Origin of the sequence: Paraburkholderia sp. CI3 (assembly GCF_050436505.1) — a bacterium.
In the GTDB taxonomy this organism is placed as follows: Bacteria; Pseudomonadota; Gammaproteobacteria; order Burkholderiales; family Burkholderiaceae; genus Paraburkholderia; species Paraburkholderia tuberum.
Map to the genome: position 1 here is coordinate 2,354,683 of NZ_JBNDMI010000003.1, position 17,421 is coordinate 2,372,103.

Here is a 17,421-nt window from a genome sequence, read left to right on the forward strand (position 1 = left end):
CGTGACCTGGCGGGCTCTGTTCGCCACGACAGCGTGGCGCTTTTTAGCAATTCAACAATCGCGAAACTGGGGTTTGCGCTTTTCGGCGAAGGCTGCCATGCCTTCCTTTCGATCTTCTGTGGCGAAGGTCGAATACGCCATACGCCGCTCGAACAGGATGCCTTCCGCCAGGCTCGATTCGTAGGCGCGGTTGACGCACTCTTTGGCCATCGCTACGACGGGTTGCGAGTATCGCGCGATCTCGTCGGCCGTTTTCAGCGCTTCCTCGACGAGCGTGTCGGCGGGCACGATGCGGCTCACGAGGCCGCATCGTTCGGCTTCAATGGCGTCCATCCGCCGGCCGGTGAGGATCATTTCCATCGCCTTCGATTTGCCGAGCGCGCGCGTAAGGCGCTGCGTGCCGCCAGCGCCGGGAATGGTCGCGAGCGTGATTTCGGGCAGGGCGAAACGGGCGTTGTCGGCGGCGAGAATGAAGTCGCACATCATGGCCAGTTCGCAGCCTCCGCCCAAGGCAAGACCCGCGACCGCGGCGATGACCGGCTTGCGGCAACGCGACGTGCGTTCCCAGTTCGACGTGATGAACTGATTCTTGTACACGTCCATGTACGTCCATTCGTTCATCATCTTGATGTCGGCGCCGGCGGCGAACGCCTTTTCGCTACCGGTCATCACGATGGCGCCGATGGCGGGGTCGGTTTCGAGCTCGTCGAGTGCTGCCGTCAGCTCGTCCATCAGCTGGTTGTTCAGTGCGTTGTAGGCTTGCGGACGGTGCAACCTGATCAAGCCGGTTTTCCCGTGCGTTTCGACGATGATCGTCTCGTAGGCCATGGTTCTTCCTTGAACGAATGAGGGTGAACACCTAGGCCCGGATGGGGCCTGCTCGCCGATGATTTGCGTGTCTGCGGTGCGCCGCTCGGCAGCGTCGGAGCGTATCGTGCGTTGCCAATTTTGTGAACGACGTTTATGATTCTGAATGTGCGACCCAGCTTTGTCAATTGAGCGCGAGGTCAGAATTGCTAACGGAAAACACCGCGAGGAGACACTGCATGACCACTCGTCACGAGGACGGACAGATTCGCGTTGAGCAGCGTGGGAACCTGCTCTTGATCGGCATTGACCGGCCGGAAAAGCGCAATGGTTTCACGCCGAAAATGTTCAGAGAGCTTGCCATGGCTTACACGCAGCTCGAGAAGAGCGGCGATATTTTTTGCGGGCTGGTATACGCCGAAGGCGATCACTTTACGGCAGGGCTCGACATGCCAAAGGTCGCGCCGTTGCGCCGCGAAGGGAAACCGCTGCTTCCTGAAGGCGAGGTCGATCCGTTCAACTTGCGCGCGCCGCTGCGTACCAAGCCGGTCGTCATTGCGCTGAAGGGAATCTGCTTCACGGTCGCGGTCGAATTGATGCTTGCATCGGAAGTGGCTGTTGCGGCCGACAACTGCCGTTTCTCCCAGCTTGAAGTCAAGCGGGGGATCATGGCAGGTTGTGGTGCGACGTTCCGCATGGTGCAGCGAGCCGGCTGGGGCAACGCAATGAAGGTACTGCTTACCGGCGACGAATTCACCGCAGACGAGGCACGGCACATGAACTTCGTGCAGGATGTCGTGCCTGCGGGGCAGGAGTTCGACCGGGCGCTCGCGATCGCCGAGCGAATCGCGGCGCAGGCACCGCTAGCCGTGCAGGCCACGATGCAGAACGCGCGCGTTTCGCTGGGACAAGGCTGGCAGGATGCTTACGCGACGATTCAGTCGACCCAGCAGTTTCTCTACAACACTGAAGACGCGAAGGAAGGCGTTCAGTCCTTCATCGAAAAACGTACGGCGAGGTTCGTCGGACGCTAATGCAAGGCTTCCGGCGCAGCCAGTGTGAATTCAAGGGGACCGTTTGCTATGACAAAAGGCGCGTTGGCGGGTGTTCGCGTACTCGATCTGAGCCGTATTCTCGCGGGGCCTTGGGGGGCTCAGATGCTGGCGGATCTCGGCGCGGAGGTCATCAAGGTCGAGCGTCCGGGCAAGGGCGACGATTCGCGGCAATTCGGCCCCCCGTTCCTGATGGATCGGGAGGGAAAGGCCACGGGCGAGTCGACGTTTTTTATCAGCGCGAACCGAGGCAAGAAGTCGATCACGTGCGATATCTCCACGGCCGAAGGCCAGGCGCTGATCCGCTCGTTGGCGGCGCACTGCGACGTGTTGCTCGAGAACTATAAGGTTGGCGACCTCAAGCGTTACGGGCTCGACTACGACAGCCTCAAGGTGGTCAATCCGCGCCTGATCTACTGTTCGATAACCGGGTTCGGTCAGACCGGACCGTATAGCCCGCGCCCCGGCTACGACTCGATTTTCCAGGCGATGGGTGGCCTGATGAGCGTGACCGGAAACGGCGACGACGTGCCGGGCGGCGGCCCAATGAAAACCGGGCCCAGTCTTGCGGACATCCTGTGTGGTCAGTACGCCGCTTCGGCGATCATCGCAGCGCTTTATCATCGCGACGCGGCGCAAGGCGGTACCGGGCAGGGACAGTACATCGACCTGGCATTGCTGGACGCGATGATTGCTGCCACATCGCACTATGCAAGCCAGTATCTCGTTTCAGGCCAGATTCCTATCCGGCGCGGTACCGAGGGCAACGGTGGGATGCCGTCCCGCATGTTCCGCTGCGCCGATCGCGACATCATGATCGTGGCGGGCAACAACGAGCAATACGCGCGGATGTGTGACGTTCTGGGGCACCCCGAGCTCGCTAGCGATCCACGATTCAGCGAGATTGCGCTGCGCGTAAAGAATCGTCGCGCGCTGGGCGAAGTGTTCGAGCCGCTGATCCTTCAATGGCAGAGCGACGAACTGCTCGCAGCACTCGACGTCGCCGGGGTGCCGGCCGGACCGATCAACAATCTGGAGCAGGTGTTCGCAGATCCGCATGTGCAGGCACGCGCGATGTGCGTCGAAGTTGCGCACCCGCTCACGGATAAGGCGGTTCGGATGGTCGCCAATCCGGTCAAGATGTCGGGCACGCCTATCGATTCGTACGGGGCGCCGCCGACGCTCGGACAACATACGGACGACGTGCTGCGTGATGTGCTGAGTATGTCGCAGTCGGATATCGATATCCTGCGCGAAAAGAAAGTTCTATAGAAAGGACAAAGCCTGCGACGCAACAGCCGTATCGTATGTACAGACCACGTAGAAGTCGGGTGTATCCACTCCGGTAGGGACGCCCCGAATATCTCGCGTCCGCATCAACGTTCGGACACTCCCGTGCGCAGCGGAAAGTCACCTCATTGGGCTTGGGCGAACTGCCGCAGCGAGTTCGACTGGATGGACGTGCACTTGCCGTTCTTCGCGTCGGAATGGTTTTAAGAAATTTCTCAACAGACGCGATCGAGTCCCAAAGGTAACGGCGAAAAAACGCCTTGGCTCGGTGTCCCGCAGCCAAGGCCAAACTCCACACGCTCTCGCGAAGTGTGTGAGAGGAGAAACACCTGATCGCTCTTCAAGCTTCGTGGTACGCGCCCGGCGGGAAGCTCACTCCTCGGATCGAGGCTCGCGATAATGCAACTGGACGTTTCATATATTGCACCCTGTTCAAAAAGACGCACTAAAGCATTGACTGTCCGCCGTCCACGCTGATAGTCTGCCCGGTGATGAAATTAGCGTCGTCACTACATAGAAATGCAACTGTTCGTCCAATATCGCGCTGAGGATCGCCGAAGCGGCCAAGCGCAATTTCAGAGAGATAGCGAGTGCGTTCCTGAGGATTGGCTTCGAGGTAGGCTTCGGCGGCAGGCGTGAGCGCTGCCGGGCAAATGACGTTGACGGTAATGCCGTAGACGCCCCATTCGCGCGCGGCAACACGCGAGAGCCCTCGAATGCCCTCCTTGGTTGCGGCGTACGCGCCGAATCCCTTGAGGCCTTCGATGCCGGTGCGCGAGCCGAAGTTGATGATGGCGCCGCGGCCCTGCGACTTCATCCGCGGCAATGCGGCCTGCATGAAATACAGCGTGCCGTACAAGCCCGATTCGAGCGTGTTGCTCCAGTCATCGTCGGTAACGGACTCGAGCGGCACCCCCGGGCTGCTGCTTTGGGCATTGTTGATGAGTGCGTCCACACGTCCGAATCGCTCGACGGCAAGCTCGACCGTCCGCACGGCGTCGGCGCGATTGCGCGTATCGCCGGGCACGACCAGCACTTGCGAACCGAGGGCGCTCAATTCCTCAGCAGCCCGCGTGAGTTTGGCCTCCGTGCGACCAGTGAGGACCAGACTCGCCCCCTCGGTGGCAAGCGCAAGGGCGATGCCGAGCCCAACGCCTTGCCCGCCTCCGGTCACGATGGCGACCTTTTCTGCCAGTTTTTTCGTGTACATGAGTGAATCCAGAAGTGAAGGTTGATGTTGCTGTTCGACGCGCGAGCGTATTGCGTAAAGGGTCTGGAAGATGATGCTTCTGAATTCCAGATTTGTGAACGTCGTTCAAATATATCTCAAGCTGTGTGAAGGAGCGCCCTGGCGTATTCCCGAATTCGGGTGGTGCAAAAGTGTGCCAAATTTTGATCGATGTAAAACTATGTGAATAGTTCACGTATAATCGATACAGTCAATTCATGGGGAAAATCATGTTGAAAGAGACCTCAGCGCCGGCGGACCGGGACGTCAGCGGGCCGCGCTCGCTGACCCGACTCCTCGGAATTTTCGATGTGCTGGCGAAGTCTCCGGACGGGATGTCGCTAGCAGAACTGAATGTCGCTCTCGAGTCACCGAAGAGCAGCCTGCTCAATCTGCTGAGACCTCTGGTGGCGGAGGGGTACTTGATGCACGACGTAGGCCGCTATCGCCTGGGACCGTCGATCTTCCGGTTGTCGGCAGGCGTGATGGCCGCGTGGAATTTTTCGAAGATACTGCGCCCGTTCCTGGTGGATCTCTCGAAGAGCACCAATGAAACCGTGTATGTCGGTGTCCTTGACGTCGAACACAAAGAGATCACCTATGTCGACGTGATCGAGAGCGAGCAATCGGTGCGCTATTCAATGCACATCGGTTTGCGTCGCCCGCTCTATTGCACGGCTGCGGGCCGCGTGCTGCTCGCCCATGCACCGGACGCTTTCGTTACCGACTACATGAAGACGGTCAAATTCGAGCGCCGCACCCCGCAAACGATCGCAACGAAGAAGGCGTTGCGTGACGAACTCGACCACATCCTCGAAAGCGGCCTGTCGGTGAGTCGCGGTGAACTACTGCCGGATTCGGCCGGCGTGTCGTCGCCGATCTTCGGACCGAATGGCAATGTCATCGCGGCGATGGCAATTGGTGCGCCGCTCGAACGCTTCGACCGCGAACGTCACCGGCTCGAAGAGCACATGATCAGAGTCGCCCAGCGGGCGTCTGCGCTGGGTCAGGCAGACGAGGAGTGACTCGCCAGTCGGCCGGCGGCGCAGTGAAGCGGGTGCTTCAATGCGCCGCGGTCGCGGTGCGGTCGAAGAAGCGTCGTACCCGCGCGCAACGGATCGGTCGCATCGACCGTCAGTGTGTACGACGCTTCGGCAGCATGAAGGCGACCAGCAGTCCGGCGATCGAACTGCAGGCGATGTAGACGAATACCGAAACATAGCCACTATCGGCCGGAAACGATGCACCGTCGTGCCCCGCCGTCGCGCTGCGCAGCAGCGCAAATACCGCCTGGGCACCTACCGCGAAGAAACACGAGAAGAAAACGTAGAGCATGCCCGTTGCCTCGCCTGTCTGATGTGCAGGCGTCGCTTCCACGATCTGGTTGTACAGCGCCGTGCTTGCGAAGGCGAGGCCGAACGAGCACAGCACCGCACCTGGAACGAAGAGCAGCAGGCTGCGATGAAGCACGATCAGCGAGGCCCAGCCCAGGGCCAGTATGAGCATGCCAATCAAGGCAGCGGGCCGGGCCTTGTAGCGGGCCGCAACCCGGCCGCTCCATGGGCTCGCGACCAGCGCGACGATGTTGATGCTGAACATCAGTAATCCGGCTGCCGTCGCGCTCAACCCGAATCCGGCGTGCGTGCCGGCAGGTTGCTGGGCGAGCAGCGAGAAGACCTGTCCTAGTTGCATGGCGCCTGCCGCGAGGAATGCCATGCATGCATTGGCCAACACGACCTCGCGCGTCTTCAGCAGACGCACATTGATGAGCGGATGACGCGCCCCGTGTTGATGGCGTGCCCAGAGTCCGAGCACGATCATCCCGCCAGCGATCAAGCCCCACAGCCGCGGATCGCCGAGCCCCCACGTGCGGATTTGCTGCACGGCGAAGAGGATGGCGCAAAGCGCTGGAGCGAACGCGAGACCTCGAATGTAGTCGATCCGCACGCCGGGATTCGGTGGCGACGGCGGTGCCCACGCGCGTACAGCCGCGACGGCCACGACGCAAAGCGCGACTTTGAACCAGAAGCCGCCTTGCCACGAATAGTGATCCACGACAACGCCCGCGCAGATGTAGATCAGCCCCGCCGACACCATGCCTGCCGCGCTGATCAACCCCACCGCGGCAGGCAGCCTGGCGGGTGGCAGATTCTCACGAACCAGACCGATGGAGAGTGGCGTAATGCCTGCCGCGATCGATTGCATCGCACACCCCGCGACGAGCATGCCGACATCGGTCGCGCATGCAGCCACGACTGCGCCCGCCGCAGCGACCGATATCACCACGAGCAGGATGCGGCGGTAGCCCAACAGGTCGCCGAGTCGCCCGCTCACGGCGGCAAAGACGGCCGAGCCGAGCCAGTACGCGGTGACGGTCCAACTCACGGAGTTCGACGCAGGAAAAGCCTTGTAGAGCGTGACCAGCACGGTGTAGATGACGGTGATGCCGGACGAGGCCGCTACCGCGGCAAGCAGGATCGCCATCGTGAACCCGCGCGGTGGACCCGCTACCGGTTGCGCTCGGTGTGCCGGTTGGGAGAGTACTTCGGCTTGCATAAACGTCTCCGGTTGCGTGTCTTCGTTTCGATTATACTTATATGCGAACGTCGTTCGTATTTATGTTTTTTGGAGAGTTCGATACCGACCGCAAGGGTCGCGAGGCCACCGCCCGATATCAAATCGATATCGACGTTTTCGAGTTCGATATGAGAGTTTTTTGGTCGATGGCTTGCCCCGATACTTCTCTCAAGGGCGCACGTTCTGAAGCGCTCCCCACAATCAGGAGCGAGACCATGCAAACGTATCAAGGGAAGATCTACGACGCCGACACGCACTTCTACGAAGTCGAGGACGCGTTCAACCGTCATTTGCCCGAGAAGTTCAGGAAGGACTGGTCTTTTACCAGCCGTGTCACGGCAGACGGCAACCGCTGCATGTATGTGGGCGACCGGAAGGTGGAAATCAGCGAGGGATACACATCGGCCGAGGGGCACGTTCCGCCGCCGGGCAAGCTGCATGAATGGCTGCGCGCGATGAAGGATGGCAAGGATAACGTCGATATGCGGGTTTCGCCGACGCCGGACATGTTCAACCGCGATGCGCGCCTGAAGAAGATGGACGATTTCGGTGTTGAAGCCTGCACGATGTACATCGGCGAAATGGTCGCGTGTATTTCCTACCTCAACGAGCCCGTTGCGGCAAATGCGGTGTTGCATGCGTATAACCAGTGGATGCTCGACGACTGGGGCTTCAACTACAAAGACCGCATCTACACGACGCCGGTCGTCACGCTCGACGATCTCGATGCGGCTGTCGCCGAGGCCCGGTGGCTGGTTGCGAACGGTGTGCGGGTGATCCTGATGCCGATGGGGCCGTTCAATGGCCGTGCACCTGCGGATCCGTACTTCGATCCGTTCTGGTCGATCCTCAACGAAGCGGGCGTGCGCGTCACCTTCCATGTGTCGGAAGCGATCTACATGAAGGATCATATGGCGGTGTGGGGCGAGCCCGTGCAGCAGTCGCGCCAGCGTCAGACCGCCTTTGTCTGGATGCACGGTTACGGCGAGCGGCCGGTCATGGAAACGCTGTCGTCGTTCATCTTCTACAACTTCTTCGAGCGTTTCCCGCGGGTCAAGCTGTGCAGCGCCGAAAACGGTGCCGAGTGGGTGCCTTCGCTGCTCGTCAAAATGGACAAGTGCCGGGGGATGGCGAAGAATGGCTACTGGCCGTGCGGTCAGCTGAAGAAACGCCCGAGCCAGATCTTCAAGGAAAATGTCTTCGTGGTCGCGTATCCGGAGGACGACATCGCCCAGATCATCGCTCAAACGGGATCGTCGGACTTCCTGTTGATGGGCTCCGACTATCCGCACGCGGAAGGCGTGCCCGAACCGAAGGTCTTCGCGTCGGAAGCATGCAATGGGCTCTCGGAAGAAGATACGCGCAAGATCATGTACGACAACGGCCGCCGGTTCATTCCGCTGCACGTGTAATCGGTCTTGTACCGGTCGGCGGCGGCAGACGGTCTGTCCGTCCCGCGCGATTTCTTCATTATGAACAGGTTAGCCATGAATATTTCGGACTATAAGGCGCTATTGCTCGAACGCGAAGGCGGCGTCTTGACCGTTACGCTCAACCGCCCGGAAACGTTGAACGCGTTCGATGAGCAAATGGACATTGAGATGTCGCGGCTTTTTCTCGATGTCGCCGAGGACGTTGAGACCCGCGTCGTGGTGTTGACGGGCGCAGGGCGGGCTTTTAGCGCGGGCGGCGATATCGAGCATATGCAGCAGGTCATCGACAACCCCACGCTGTTCCTCGAAGGCATGCAGCGTGCAAAGAAAATTGTCTTCTCGATGCTGGATTGTCCGAAGCCGGTCATCGCCAAGATCAACGGTCATGCAATCGGTCTCGGCGCGACGATCGCGCTGTTCTCGGATCTGAGCTACGCGGCCAATCACGCAAAGATTGGCGATCCGCACGTGAAAGTCGGCTTCGTGGCGGGCGATGGCGGCGCGGTGATCTGGCCGCAGCTCGTGGGCTATGCGAAGGCCAAGGAATATTTGTTGACGGGGGATCTCGTCACGGCGGAAGAGGCGGCACGACTGGGGCTCATCAATCATGCCGTACCGGCCGACCAGTTGGATGTCGTGGTCGACGCGATGGCGAAGCGTCTCGCAAACGGCGCTTCGCGCGCCATCCAGTGGACCAAGGCGTCGATCAACATCGGCCTGAAGCAACTTGCGCATGCCATTCTCGACGCGTCGATTGCATACGAGGCGCTGTCGAACCTGACGGAAGACCATCAAGAGGCGGTCAACGCGTTTCGCGAGAAACGCGAGCCGGTGTTCAAGGGACGTTGAGCTTTTACAGTGTCCGGCGCTAGCGGTACCCGCGGCGCCGGGCGCGGCGAGGGAGGGATGCACATGCAACGGGTAGTGGCGATAACGGGTGGATTCGGCACGCTTGGGCGCACGGTTGGTCGAGTGTTTGCCGAGAACGGCTGGAAGGTCGCGCTGATCGACAAGGCGCTCGAGCCGGAGAACGCGAGCGCGGAGCAACTGCACGCTTCCTGGTGGCGAGGAGGCGTCGAGCTGACTGATCTCGATGCGGCGCGCTCGGCGCTTTCCGCGGTCGTCGAGCAGCTTGGCAAGCTCGATGCGATCGTCAATGTAGCGGGAGGCTTTCGCTGGGAAACGCTGGCGGACGGCAGTCTCGAAACCTGGGATCTGATGTACCGGACGAACGTGCGCACGGCGGCGAGTGCGTCGAAAGCGGCACTCGACCATATTGCCGACAGCGCGGAGGGCGGACGCATCATCAATATTGGAGCCGGCGCTGCGCTGAAGGCGGGCGCGGGCATGGGAGCGTATGCGGCCTCGAAGTCAGGGGTGATGCGTTTGACTGAGGCGCTGGCCGAAGAACTCAAAGGCCGTTCCATTACCGTCAACGCTATCTTGCCAGGCATCATCGATACGCCACAGAACCGCAAGGATATGCCCGACGCTGACTTTTCCCGCTGGGTGCGGCCTGAAGAAATTGCCGAGGTGATTCTCTTTCTCGCGTCTGGCGCCGCGTCGGGGGTGACCGGTGCGTTGATTCCTGTCACCGGGCGTACGTAAAGATCCCGAACCGGAAATAGCAGTTGATGCCCGAGTCAAGGCGCCAACTGCAAATCGCGTTTCAGGTGAGGTGTGCGAGCGAGTCGTTGCTGAACCCGAGGAACGGCTCGCCAAGCCGTACGCGCCGCGCCCAGTTCGGATCATGTAGAAGCGAGCGTCCCACGCCAACAAGATCGAACTCGCTGCGTGAGAAACGATCGAGCAGGGCAGTGAGGTCGGGCTGCGCCGCTGTCGCGGCCCCGGCCATTGAATCGTAGTAGCCCTTGTTAATGCCGATCCCACCAACAGTCATGGAAAGCTTGCCGGTTACCTTCTTCACCCAACCGGCGAGATTCATCTCTGAGCCCGCGAATTCCGCCCGGTTGAAATAGCGGGTGCTCGCCTCGAAGATGTCGACGCCAGCATCCGCGAGCGGCGCGAGAATGTGCTCGAGTTCGTGCGGGTCGTTGGCGAGACGCGCGCGGAAATCCTGCTGCTTCCACTGGGAGAAGCGGAACGTGATCGGCATCGTCGCACCGATCGCTTCGCGGATTGCACGGACAACCTCGGCGGCAAAGCGGCTGCGCGCCGCGAGATCCTTGCCCCATCGATCCGTGCGTTGATTGGTTTCCGCCCACAGAAAAGCGTCGATCAGATAGCCGTGAGCTCCGTGAATCGCGATGCCATCGAAGCCGGCGGCCGTCGCATAGCGCGCGCTTCGACCATAGGCTGCAATGACGTCCGCGATCTCGGCGTCGGTCATCGGGCGGGTTGGCGGCATGACGCGCTCCATGTAACCTGCGTTGAGCGATGTCGTTCGTCCTGCCGGTCCCCACAGTCCCGATGGGCGCAGTGGCGAGGCGGCCGGGAAGGGGCCCGTATTCGCCTCTTTCATGGGTCCCATATGCCACAACTGAGGAAAGATGATTCCGCCGCTAGCGTGAACTTCGTCCGTCACGCGTCGCCACGCGGCAACTGATTCCTCTCCGGCGAGCACTGGAATCGAATTTTCTCCGAGTCCGGCTTCGCCGAGCGCCGCGGGGTGATCGACGCCGACGCCTTCCGTGATGATCAGGCCTGTCTCGCCCTGCGCACGCCGCTTGTAGTAGGCGGCGACGTCACTACCGGGCAATCCGTTCGGCGAAAAGCCGCGAGTCATGGGTGACATGACGATACGGTTGGCAAGCGTGACCCCGCGCACGGTGAGGGGTGAAAAGAGCGAAGCGGTATCCATGGGCATTCACATATTTGACTTGTGTGCGGATAATGATACGCTATGTTCTTTCGATGAAAAAGCAATATTGGCGCCGTCTCGCAGGCGGCGTTGAACAGGAGGATTGCATTGGAGCAAGCAGACTCATTGGCGGTAGACGCGCTCGAAGAGAGCGGCGCAAAGCTCATCCCGGAGGGCTTTGCATTGATGCCGGAGTTCGGCCCCTTCCATCGGATGTTCGGACCTACCTACTTTCGCAAGAGCGAATGCGGACTTTCTCCGACTGCCGGATCTGGGCGAATGCGAAATGCATCGCCCAGGCGTCGGGGCAATTCCAGGTGATGGGAGAAATTGACAGCTAGTGCGTCGGCGAGACCTGGATGGCCGCGCGAACGTTACGGCATTGACCGGGCTCGAACCTTATCCAGTGCCGCACGGTACCTCCACGCGGTCAACAGAAGCCGATGAATCCGCTCAGCCCGGCGTTTCCGTTCGGAACGAGTGGTCTGAACCGCGAGGTGCACCTCGGGCGCGCCTGTGACCAGTGTGAGAAGATCGCGCGCCGCGTTCGAGGGATCGTCGATGGCGATCACGCCGCTGACCGCGGCGGCTTCCAGAACGCCGGTTAGCGGCTCCAGCATCGTCACCACGAACTGCAGAAACTGCTTTGCGACATCGGGAAAGCGAATCGCCTCGCCAATGACCATGCGTGAAGTGTGCATGCTGTCCGGTATTGCCATGTGTTCGACGAGCGCATCGATAAGGGATGCCAGGTTCGTCGAAAAATCGCGGCCCGGTTCCAGATGTTCCGAGATCTTGCCCCGCAGATCGGCCATCCCGCGCCAGACGATGGAGCGAAACAGCTCTTCTTTCGTGCCGAACTGGCGATACACGGTCGTTTTGCTGACGCCAGCCAGCGATGCGATTTCCTCGACCCTGGCGGCGCCGAAACCTTCTCTGATGAACACGGATTTGGCGGCTTCGAGCAGCCGCTCGCGCAACTGAACTGCATCGTCGTGGGTGGGCCGGCCAGCCGTTCGAGGTTTGTCCGCCGCAGCGAGCCGCGAGGCTCCGTTGGGAGCCTGAACTGACATAGGTTTGTACATCGGGGAGTGTTTGATGTCGGAATCAGGACATCAGTATACTCATGAGCCCAAGGGGGCGCCAGTAATGGCGCCCCTGGGGCTCGGAGCGCGCGCAGCAGGGCTCAAACGTTGATCATGCCACGTACATACGACTCCATCGTGCCGGCGCACGAGAGCTTGTCTTCGCCTTCTTCGAGATCGGCGTAACGGCCGACTTGACGGACCAGCGGCCCTTGCAGGCCGTCGGTGTTCCCCGCCGGTGAAAAGTCGACCACGACCTTGTCGCCGGTGATGAAACCACCCCAGTATCCTTCGGCCAGCAGATCGAAAAACGCGAAGCGCCCCTCAACGACGCCCAGTCCATCCGCAGGATTCAGCAGTTGCTCTCCCGCCTTGTCGAGGACGAACGGGACGATCCACGGGCAGATTGCATAGCCCTGCGCAACTTCCGACCAGGGGCCGGTTCCGATCATCTCGGACATGCCATAACTGTTCTGGACGTTCTCGGCACGAATACCGTAGAAGCGGATGATTTGCTCCCGATAGTCGGCGGGGGCCGAGGTGCCCTTCAAGCCGCCACCGGTGGTGATTACCGTATCCGGATGGCAGATGCCATCGGCGATGCCGCGCTGACGGGCGCGCTCGACGAGCGTCCAGTGCAACGACCAGTTGCCCTGGACGAGCACCGGAACTTCGCGCTGCGCGGTGAGCTTGTCGAGAAACCGGTCGATCATCTTGCCGGTATGACGCTGGCGCGCCACCGCCTGCTCCTGAAACGCCGCGACCTCGCTCGGTTTCGCGGAGCCGTCGGCGATTGCGCGGCGCATGCGGCCCATCGAAATCGTTGCGGATGCGAGCACCGGTTCGTCGAACATCAGCGTGGTTTCCGCGCCGAGCCGTCGCGCTGCGTTCAGTACCGGTTCGATATGCCGATGCGCGCCGGCAGGCGGCATCATGAGGAAAGCCGGGCGCTTGCCGAAATCTCTTCGGATCATTGCGTTGCCATAGACGCCCAGCTTCACGCACGACTCGGTGACATTGTCGAGATCGGCTTGCGTCTGACTGATGAAGCTGCACTTGCCGGATGTGCCGCTCGAACTGAAAACATGGTGTCCCGCTGTGCGCAGACGGTCCATCCATGCGTCGACGTTGTCCGCGCCGTCCAGATCGACTTCGGCTACCCGTTTGCTCGATAGCGTTTGCAGCCATGCCGAAAGATGCTTCCAGCGGCCGTTGTCGATGAATGACTCGGGGTAGCTCTTGTAGATCTGATGCGCGAACAGCAGGGGCACCATATCTTCATGGCGGGTCACCTCGTTGACGCCGACATCTTCCGCTCTGCGACGCAGTAGCCTGATCTGTTCGCGGCGCTCGGCGAAGCGCTCTTTCATGGCAGCGAGCTGAAGCTCGCAAAGGTTCTCGGGGTGATTGCGAAACGGGTCGCTTTCACCGCGCAGCAGTGCATAGAACGGGTCCAAAGCGGACATGTCGTCTCCAGGGCTATGAGTTGCCAGGCGTCAGTGGTCGAAGTTGGTGGAACTCGACACGTCGAGCCAGGCTTCGAGGTTGTGTTGCACGGACGAAAGTTTCTTCCGAACGACGTCGACGGCGTCCGGACCTAGTGGTAGCCGCAGCGGCGGGGTGTCTGCGGAAACCGCGCGCACGATCGCGTCGGCAGCCTTTGCCGGATCGCCCGTTTGCGTGCCGTGGTAGCTGCTCATGTAACGACGCATCTTGCCCACGGTCTCCGTATAGACGGGTGATTCGACCTCGCTCCACTTCAGCGATCCGCCTGCGAAATTGGTGCGGAAGCCACCCGGCTCGACCACGGTCACTCGAATCCCGAACGGGCTCAGTTCACGAGCGAGCGATTCCGAAAGCCCTTCGATCGCATGCTTCGAAGCGCAATAGAAACTGCAGCCTGCGATGCCGATCACGCCCGCGACCGACGAGAAGTTCACGATATGACCGCGGTTGCGCTCGCGAAAATGAGGCAGTACGGCGCGTATCACGTTGACCGTTCCAAACACGTTGGTATCGAACAGCTGACGTGCTTCCGCGTCGGAGACCTCTTCAAATGCGCCGAAGAGACCGTAGCCCGCATTGTTGACGAGTACGTCGATCGGTCCCGCGCGCTCGATGGCCTGCTCGACGCCGCGACGCACCGCTGCCGCGTCGGTCACGTCAAGCAGCACGCCGTGCGCGCGTCCGGGTGCGAGATTTTCGAACGGCGTGATCTGTGCGTCATTCCGAACGGTCCCGACCACTTTGTCGCCACGGGCGAGGACCGCCTGCGCAAGCGAACGGCCGAAGCCGGACGAAACGCCGGTAATGAACCACACGGCTGGGCTTGTCTGTGTTTCAGTCATGGTCGATTGGCCTTCAGATGAGTAGGAAACATCGATTTAGTTGGCGGTCCGGGCCTCGGTCATGTCGGCGATCTCTCCGCGGACGTAGGCGTCGATCGTTCCCGCGCATGACAGCTTGTCGTCGCCGCCGGGCAAATCCTTGTAGCGCACCACGTCGCGAATGATGGGCGTGCGCACGCCGTCGATGCCGTGACCGAACTCCACGGTGACCTTGTCGCCGCTGATCACGCCGCCCCAGCGCCCATCCGCGAGCAGGTCGATGATGGCGAGCCGTCCCTCGACGATGCCTTTCCCGTCCGCAGGATTAAGCAGTTGTTCGCCGGTCGAGTCGAGCACCAGCGGGACGAGCCAAGGCGGGACCGTCCACGCCTTCGCTTCGTGAAACCACGGGCAAAAGCCCGATACTTCGCCCATGCCGTAGCCGTCGTTGAAGTTGGTCGCGTTGAAGTTGAAGAAGCGCTCGCACTGTTGCTGGAAGTCTTCTGGCAGGTTTGCACCTTTCTTGCCGCCGCCGATACTAATGACCGTGTCGGGGTGAAAGTCGGCGTCGGGAATGCCACGCTGGCGCGCCGTGGCGACGATCTGATAAAGCATGCCCATCATGCCCATGATGAACATGGGCTCGTGACGCCGTTCGAGCAGTTGGTCGATGAACTGCCGGAAATCGGCTTGTACGCGCTCGCTGCGTTCTCGACTTTCGTTCTGGAAGGCTTCGATTTCACTCGGGAGCGCGGTGCCGTCCGCGATAGCCCGCCGCATGCGCGCCATGCGCGTGGTGTGCGCGGCGCTTTGCGGCACATCCGACATGTAATGAAGGTCGCCCGGCATCGCAATCGATTCGGCGAATTTCGCCATGCGCTCCGTTCCGGTGTAAGAGCCGGAGGAGGGCGTCAGAAGGAACACGGGATAGCGACGCGACGGATCGCGCATGCCGCTCGCCGCCCAGCGAATGCCTTGGGAGAGGAGGCGCCAGCCGAGTTCGCGGTCGGCTTCGCTCTGGTAAATGAAGGACTGCTTGCCCGAGGTCCCGCTCGAGCTCATCACATAATGGCCGTTTCGACGCAGCGCATGGATCCAGTCGTCGAGATCGGCGATCGTGCCGTAGTCGAGTCCGTCGATCGTGCGGGTTGTGAGCGTTTGAAGCCACGCTGTGAGGTGGCGCCATTTTCCCTGCTCGATGAACGAATCGGGATAGCTCTTGTAGACGGAGTCGGCAAAAAGCAATGGCACGGCGTCGCTCATGCTCTTCACTTCCGTCACTCCGGCTTCGCTGGCTCGCTTGTCGAGAATGCGAATCTGCTGCCGGCGCTGCGCGAAGCGCTCGCGCACGGCTTGCAGTTGCGCGGCATGGAGGCTTTCCGGCGCGTTGCGGAAGGGGTCTTGAAGAGCCGTGAGTTGAAGCAGCGTGGAAAGGGCTTGCATTATTGGGTCTCCTCCGGATTCGGGCCCGATTCTTCCGAGATCCATTTCATGAATCGATGGATCGGGAACATGCCGTCATGCGGATAGCCGCCAACCCCATCTGAAATAGACTCGCCCAGCGCCACGATGCGTTGCACGCCAGCGCACGCGAGCGCGTCGCGCACCTCTGTGACCCGGTGCGGCGGATAGATGCCGACCGTTTGCGTGGCGACGGTCGCATAGCGCGCGCCGTCGCGCAGGCTTGCCACGGGAACGACGTTGACGGTCTTGCAAATGGGATGAAAATCGACCATTTCTTCCGAGCGAATGACGAGCCCCTTGCCGTCGTATCCACCGAACACCCGGTAGAGCGGCTCCATCTCACGCAGCACATCAACCGCTTCGCGAATGTCGCTGGGCACCAGCGGGCCCTGGCCGTCGCCATAGCGAAAGTCCTGGCCGAGTGCCAGCGCCAGTTGCTCGGCATAGCGGTCGGCGTCGTCTTCGTCGCCTTCGACGAATTGATACCGGCTCGCATTGCACGCGTCCTGGTTGAACGACAGCACATCGGCTGCGCCGGCACGCGCGACGTCGCGCAGCACCTCGTCGGATGCAAAGGCTTCACGGCCGACCAGCGAGATAGATACCTTCGGATCGAACGCGACCAGCTCGAGCCCGGGGCCAGCGTAGCGCATCACGTGCCGAACCGCGCTGTCGCCGCCCCATACGACAATCTTGTCGAAGTACTGCGGACGATAAAGAATCGACTCGACATTTTCGTCTCCACCGCGCCAATACGCAGCCGAAAACGACTGGGTGACGGGATGATCCGGGTCGATGTCGGCCATCGTGCGCAGAATTGCAGTGGCCGTGAAAAGATCGTTCGAAGGCAGCTTGAGCAGGTGGACGCCTTTCGTCAGCGCCGCGCGCATGACCGTCATGGCTGCCACCATCGGCGAGTTGCCTGCGAGCACATGTACGAGGCGCGGTGCAAACGCGCGCAGACGACTCGGGCGCCCGCGCAACGTGCGTGCCACCCAACCGTCGACGAGGCGCGCGTCGCCAAGACTTACGCGCAACTCGTCCTCGATCACCTCGCGTGCGAAAAGGTTGGGAATGTCGCGATAGCAGTTTTCGAGAATCCGTCGCCCGAGCGGACTCACTTTGATCATTGACTCGAGCGCGGCCTGCATCAGCGGATTGACGTCCAGATGCAAACGCGGCCCCAGCTCGACAAGAAAGTCGATAACCTTCGCAATCGGCATATCGAAGGCGGGGCCTGACTCAGCTCGCGGCCACACGAGGTCGTCAAGGTCGATCCTGGGCGTGCAGAAACCTTGGCCAAGATCACGCGACACGTGTCTGATGGCGCTTCCGGT

At 61.0% G+C, this 17,421-nt stretch carries 15 protein-coding genes; 6 read left to right on the forward strand and 9 right to left on the reverse strand.

From position 1 onward, the window contains the following. Positions 1-51: 51 nt before the first annotated feature. The gene (locus OKW29_RS19485) at positions 52-828 is read right to left on the reverse strand and encodes an enoyl-CoA hydratase (protein ID WP_429292164.1); all 777 of its coding nucleotides are present in this window, start codon (positions 826-828) and stop codon (positions 52-54) included. Positions 829-1,046: 218 nt separating this feature from the next. Here OKW29_RS19485 and OKW29_RS19490 point away from each other — a divergent pair, with 218 nt between their 5' ends. Together OKW29_RS19490 and OKW29_RS19495 are read left to right on the forward strand one after the other, a co-directional pair. After that, positions 1,047-1,841: a crotonase/enoyl-CoA hydratase family protein gene (locus tag OKW29_RS19490; RefSeq protein WP_429292537.1), complete on the forward strand. Its 795-nt coding sequence runs from the start codon at positions 1,047-1,049 to the stop codon at positions 1,839-1,841. A gap of 48 nt (positions 1,842-1,889) precedes the next feature. Then, positions 1,890-3,131: a CaiB/BaiF CoA transferase family protein gene (locus tag OKW29_RS19495; RefSeq protein WP_429292165.1), complete on the forward strand. Its 1,242-nt coding sequence runs from the start codon at positions 1,890-1,892 to the stop codon at positions 3,129-3,131. 463 nt (positions 3,132-3,594) lie between these two features. Here the strand turns inward: OKW29_RS19495 and OKW29_RS19500 are convergent, their stop codons facing one another. After that, positions 3,595-4,359 carry an SDR family NAD(P)-dependent oxidoreductase gene (locus OKW29_RS19500; RefSeq protein ID WP_018425469.1) on the reverse strand — a complete coding sequence of 255 codons (765 nt, stop codon included), beginning with the start codon at positions 4,357-4,359 and terminating at the stop codon, positions 3,595-3,597. Positions 4,360-4,607: 248 nt separating this feature from the next. Between OKW29_RS19500 and OKW29_RS19505 the strand changes: the two genes are divergently transcribed. Beyond that, positions 4,608-5,402 (forward strand): IclR family transcriptional regulator, encoded by a 795-nt coding sequence (locus tag OKW29_RS19505; protein ID WP_429292166.1) that lies wholly within the window; start codon positions 4,608-4,610, stop codon positions 5,400-5,402. 109 nt (positions 5,403-5,511) lie between these two features. On the opposite strand, the gene OKW29_RS19510 is transcribed toward OKW29_RS19505, so the two are convergent. After that, positions 5,512-6,933 carry an MFS transporter gene (locus OKW29_RS19510; RefSeq protein WP_262421578.1) on the reverse strand — a complete coding sequence of 474 codons (1,422 nt, stop codon included), beginning with the start codon at positions 6,931-6,933 and terminating at the stop codon, positions 5,512-5,514. A 236-nt stretch (positions 6,934-7,169) separates the two neighbouring features. Here OKW29_RS19510 and OKW29_RS19515 point away from each other — a divergent pair, with 236 nt between their 5' ends. The 3 genes from OKW29_RS19515 to OKW29_RS19525 all read left to right on the forward strand — a co-directional run bounded on the left by OKW29_RS19515 (position 7,170) and on the right by OKW29_RS19525 (position 9,995). Then, on the forward strand, positions 7,170-8,366 hold the full coding sequence (locus OKW29_RS19515; RefSeq protein ID WP_429292167.1) for an amidohydrolase family protein: 1,197 nt from the start codon (positions 7,170-7,172) through the stop codon (positions 8,364-8,366). A gap of 75 nt (positions 8,367-8,441) precedes the next feature. Further along, the gene (locus tag OKW29_RS19520; RefSeq protein WP_429292168.1) at positions 8,442-9,236 is read left to right on the forward strand and encodes an enoyl-CoA hydratase/isomerase family protein; all 795 of its coding nucleotides are present in this window, start codon (positions 8,442-8,444) and stop codon (positions 9,234-9,236) included. Between the two features lie 63 nt (positions 9,237-9,299). After that, positions 9,300-9,995, forward strand: a complete 696-nt coding sequence (locus OKW29_RS19525) for an SDR family NAD(P)-dependent oxidoreductase (protein ID WP_429292169.1) — start codon at positions 9,300-9,302, stop codon at positions 9,993-9,995. A gap of 61 nt (positions 9,996-10,056) precedes the next feature. Here the strand turns inward: OKW29_RS19525 and OKW29_RS19530 are convergent, their stop codons facing one another. From OKW29_RS19530 to OKW29_RS19555, 6 genes are all read right to left on the reverse strand, one after another. After that, positions 10,057-11,208: an NADH:flavin oxidoreductase gene (locus OKW29_RS19530; protein WP_429292170.1), complete on the reverse strand. Its 1,152-nt coding sequence runs from the start codon at positions 11,206-11,208 to the stop codon at positions 10,057-10,059. A 374-nt stretch (positions 11,209-11,582) separates the two neighbouring features. Next, the gene (locus tag OKW29_RS19535) at positions 11,583-12,188 is read right to left on the reverse strand and encodes a TetR/AcrR family transcriptional regulator (RefSeq protein WP_429292171.1); all 606 of its coding nucleotides are present in this window, start codon (positions 12,186-12,188) and stop codon (positions 11,583-11,585) included. Positions 12,189-12,394: 206 nt separating this feature from the next. Continuing rightward, entirely contained in the window at positions 12,395-13,759 is a 1,365-nt protein-coding gene (locus OKW29_RS19540) for a hypothetical protein (RefSeq protein ID WP_429292172.1), read from the reverse strand. A gap of 30 nt (positions 13,760-13,789) precedes the next feature. Continuing rightward, on the reverse strand, positions 13,790-14,641 hold the full coding sequence (locus OKW29_RS19545; RefSeq protein ID WP_429292173.1) for an oxidoreductase: 852 nt from the start codon (positions 14,639-14,641) through the stop codon (positions 13,790-13,792). Positions 14,642-14,677: 36 nt separating this feature from the next. After that, complete coding sequence (locus OKW29_RS19550; protein WP_429292174.1) at positions 14,678-16,063, reverse strand: hypothetical protein; 1,386 nt, start codon at positions 16,061-16,063, stop codon at positions 14,678-14,680. Further along, positions 16,063-17,307 (reverse strand): acyl-CoA reductase, encoded by a 1,245-nt coding sequence (locus OKW29_RS19555; protein WP_429292175.1) that lies wholly within the window; start codon positions 17,305-17,307, stop codon positions 16,063-16,065. Before OKW29_RS19555 ends, OKW29_RS19550 begins: the two co-directional genes overlap by 1 nt. Positions 17,308-17,421: the final 114 nt, after the last annotated feature.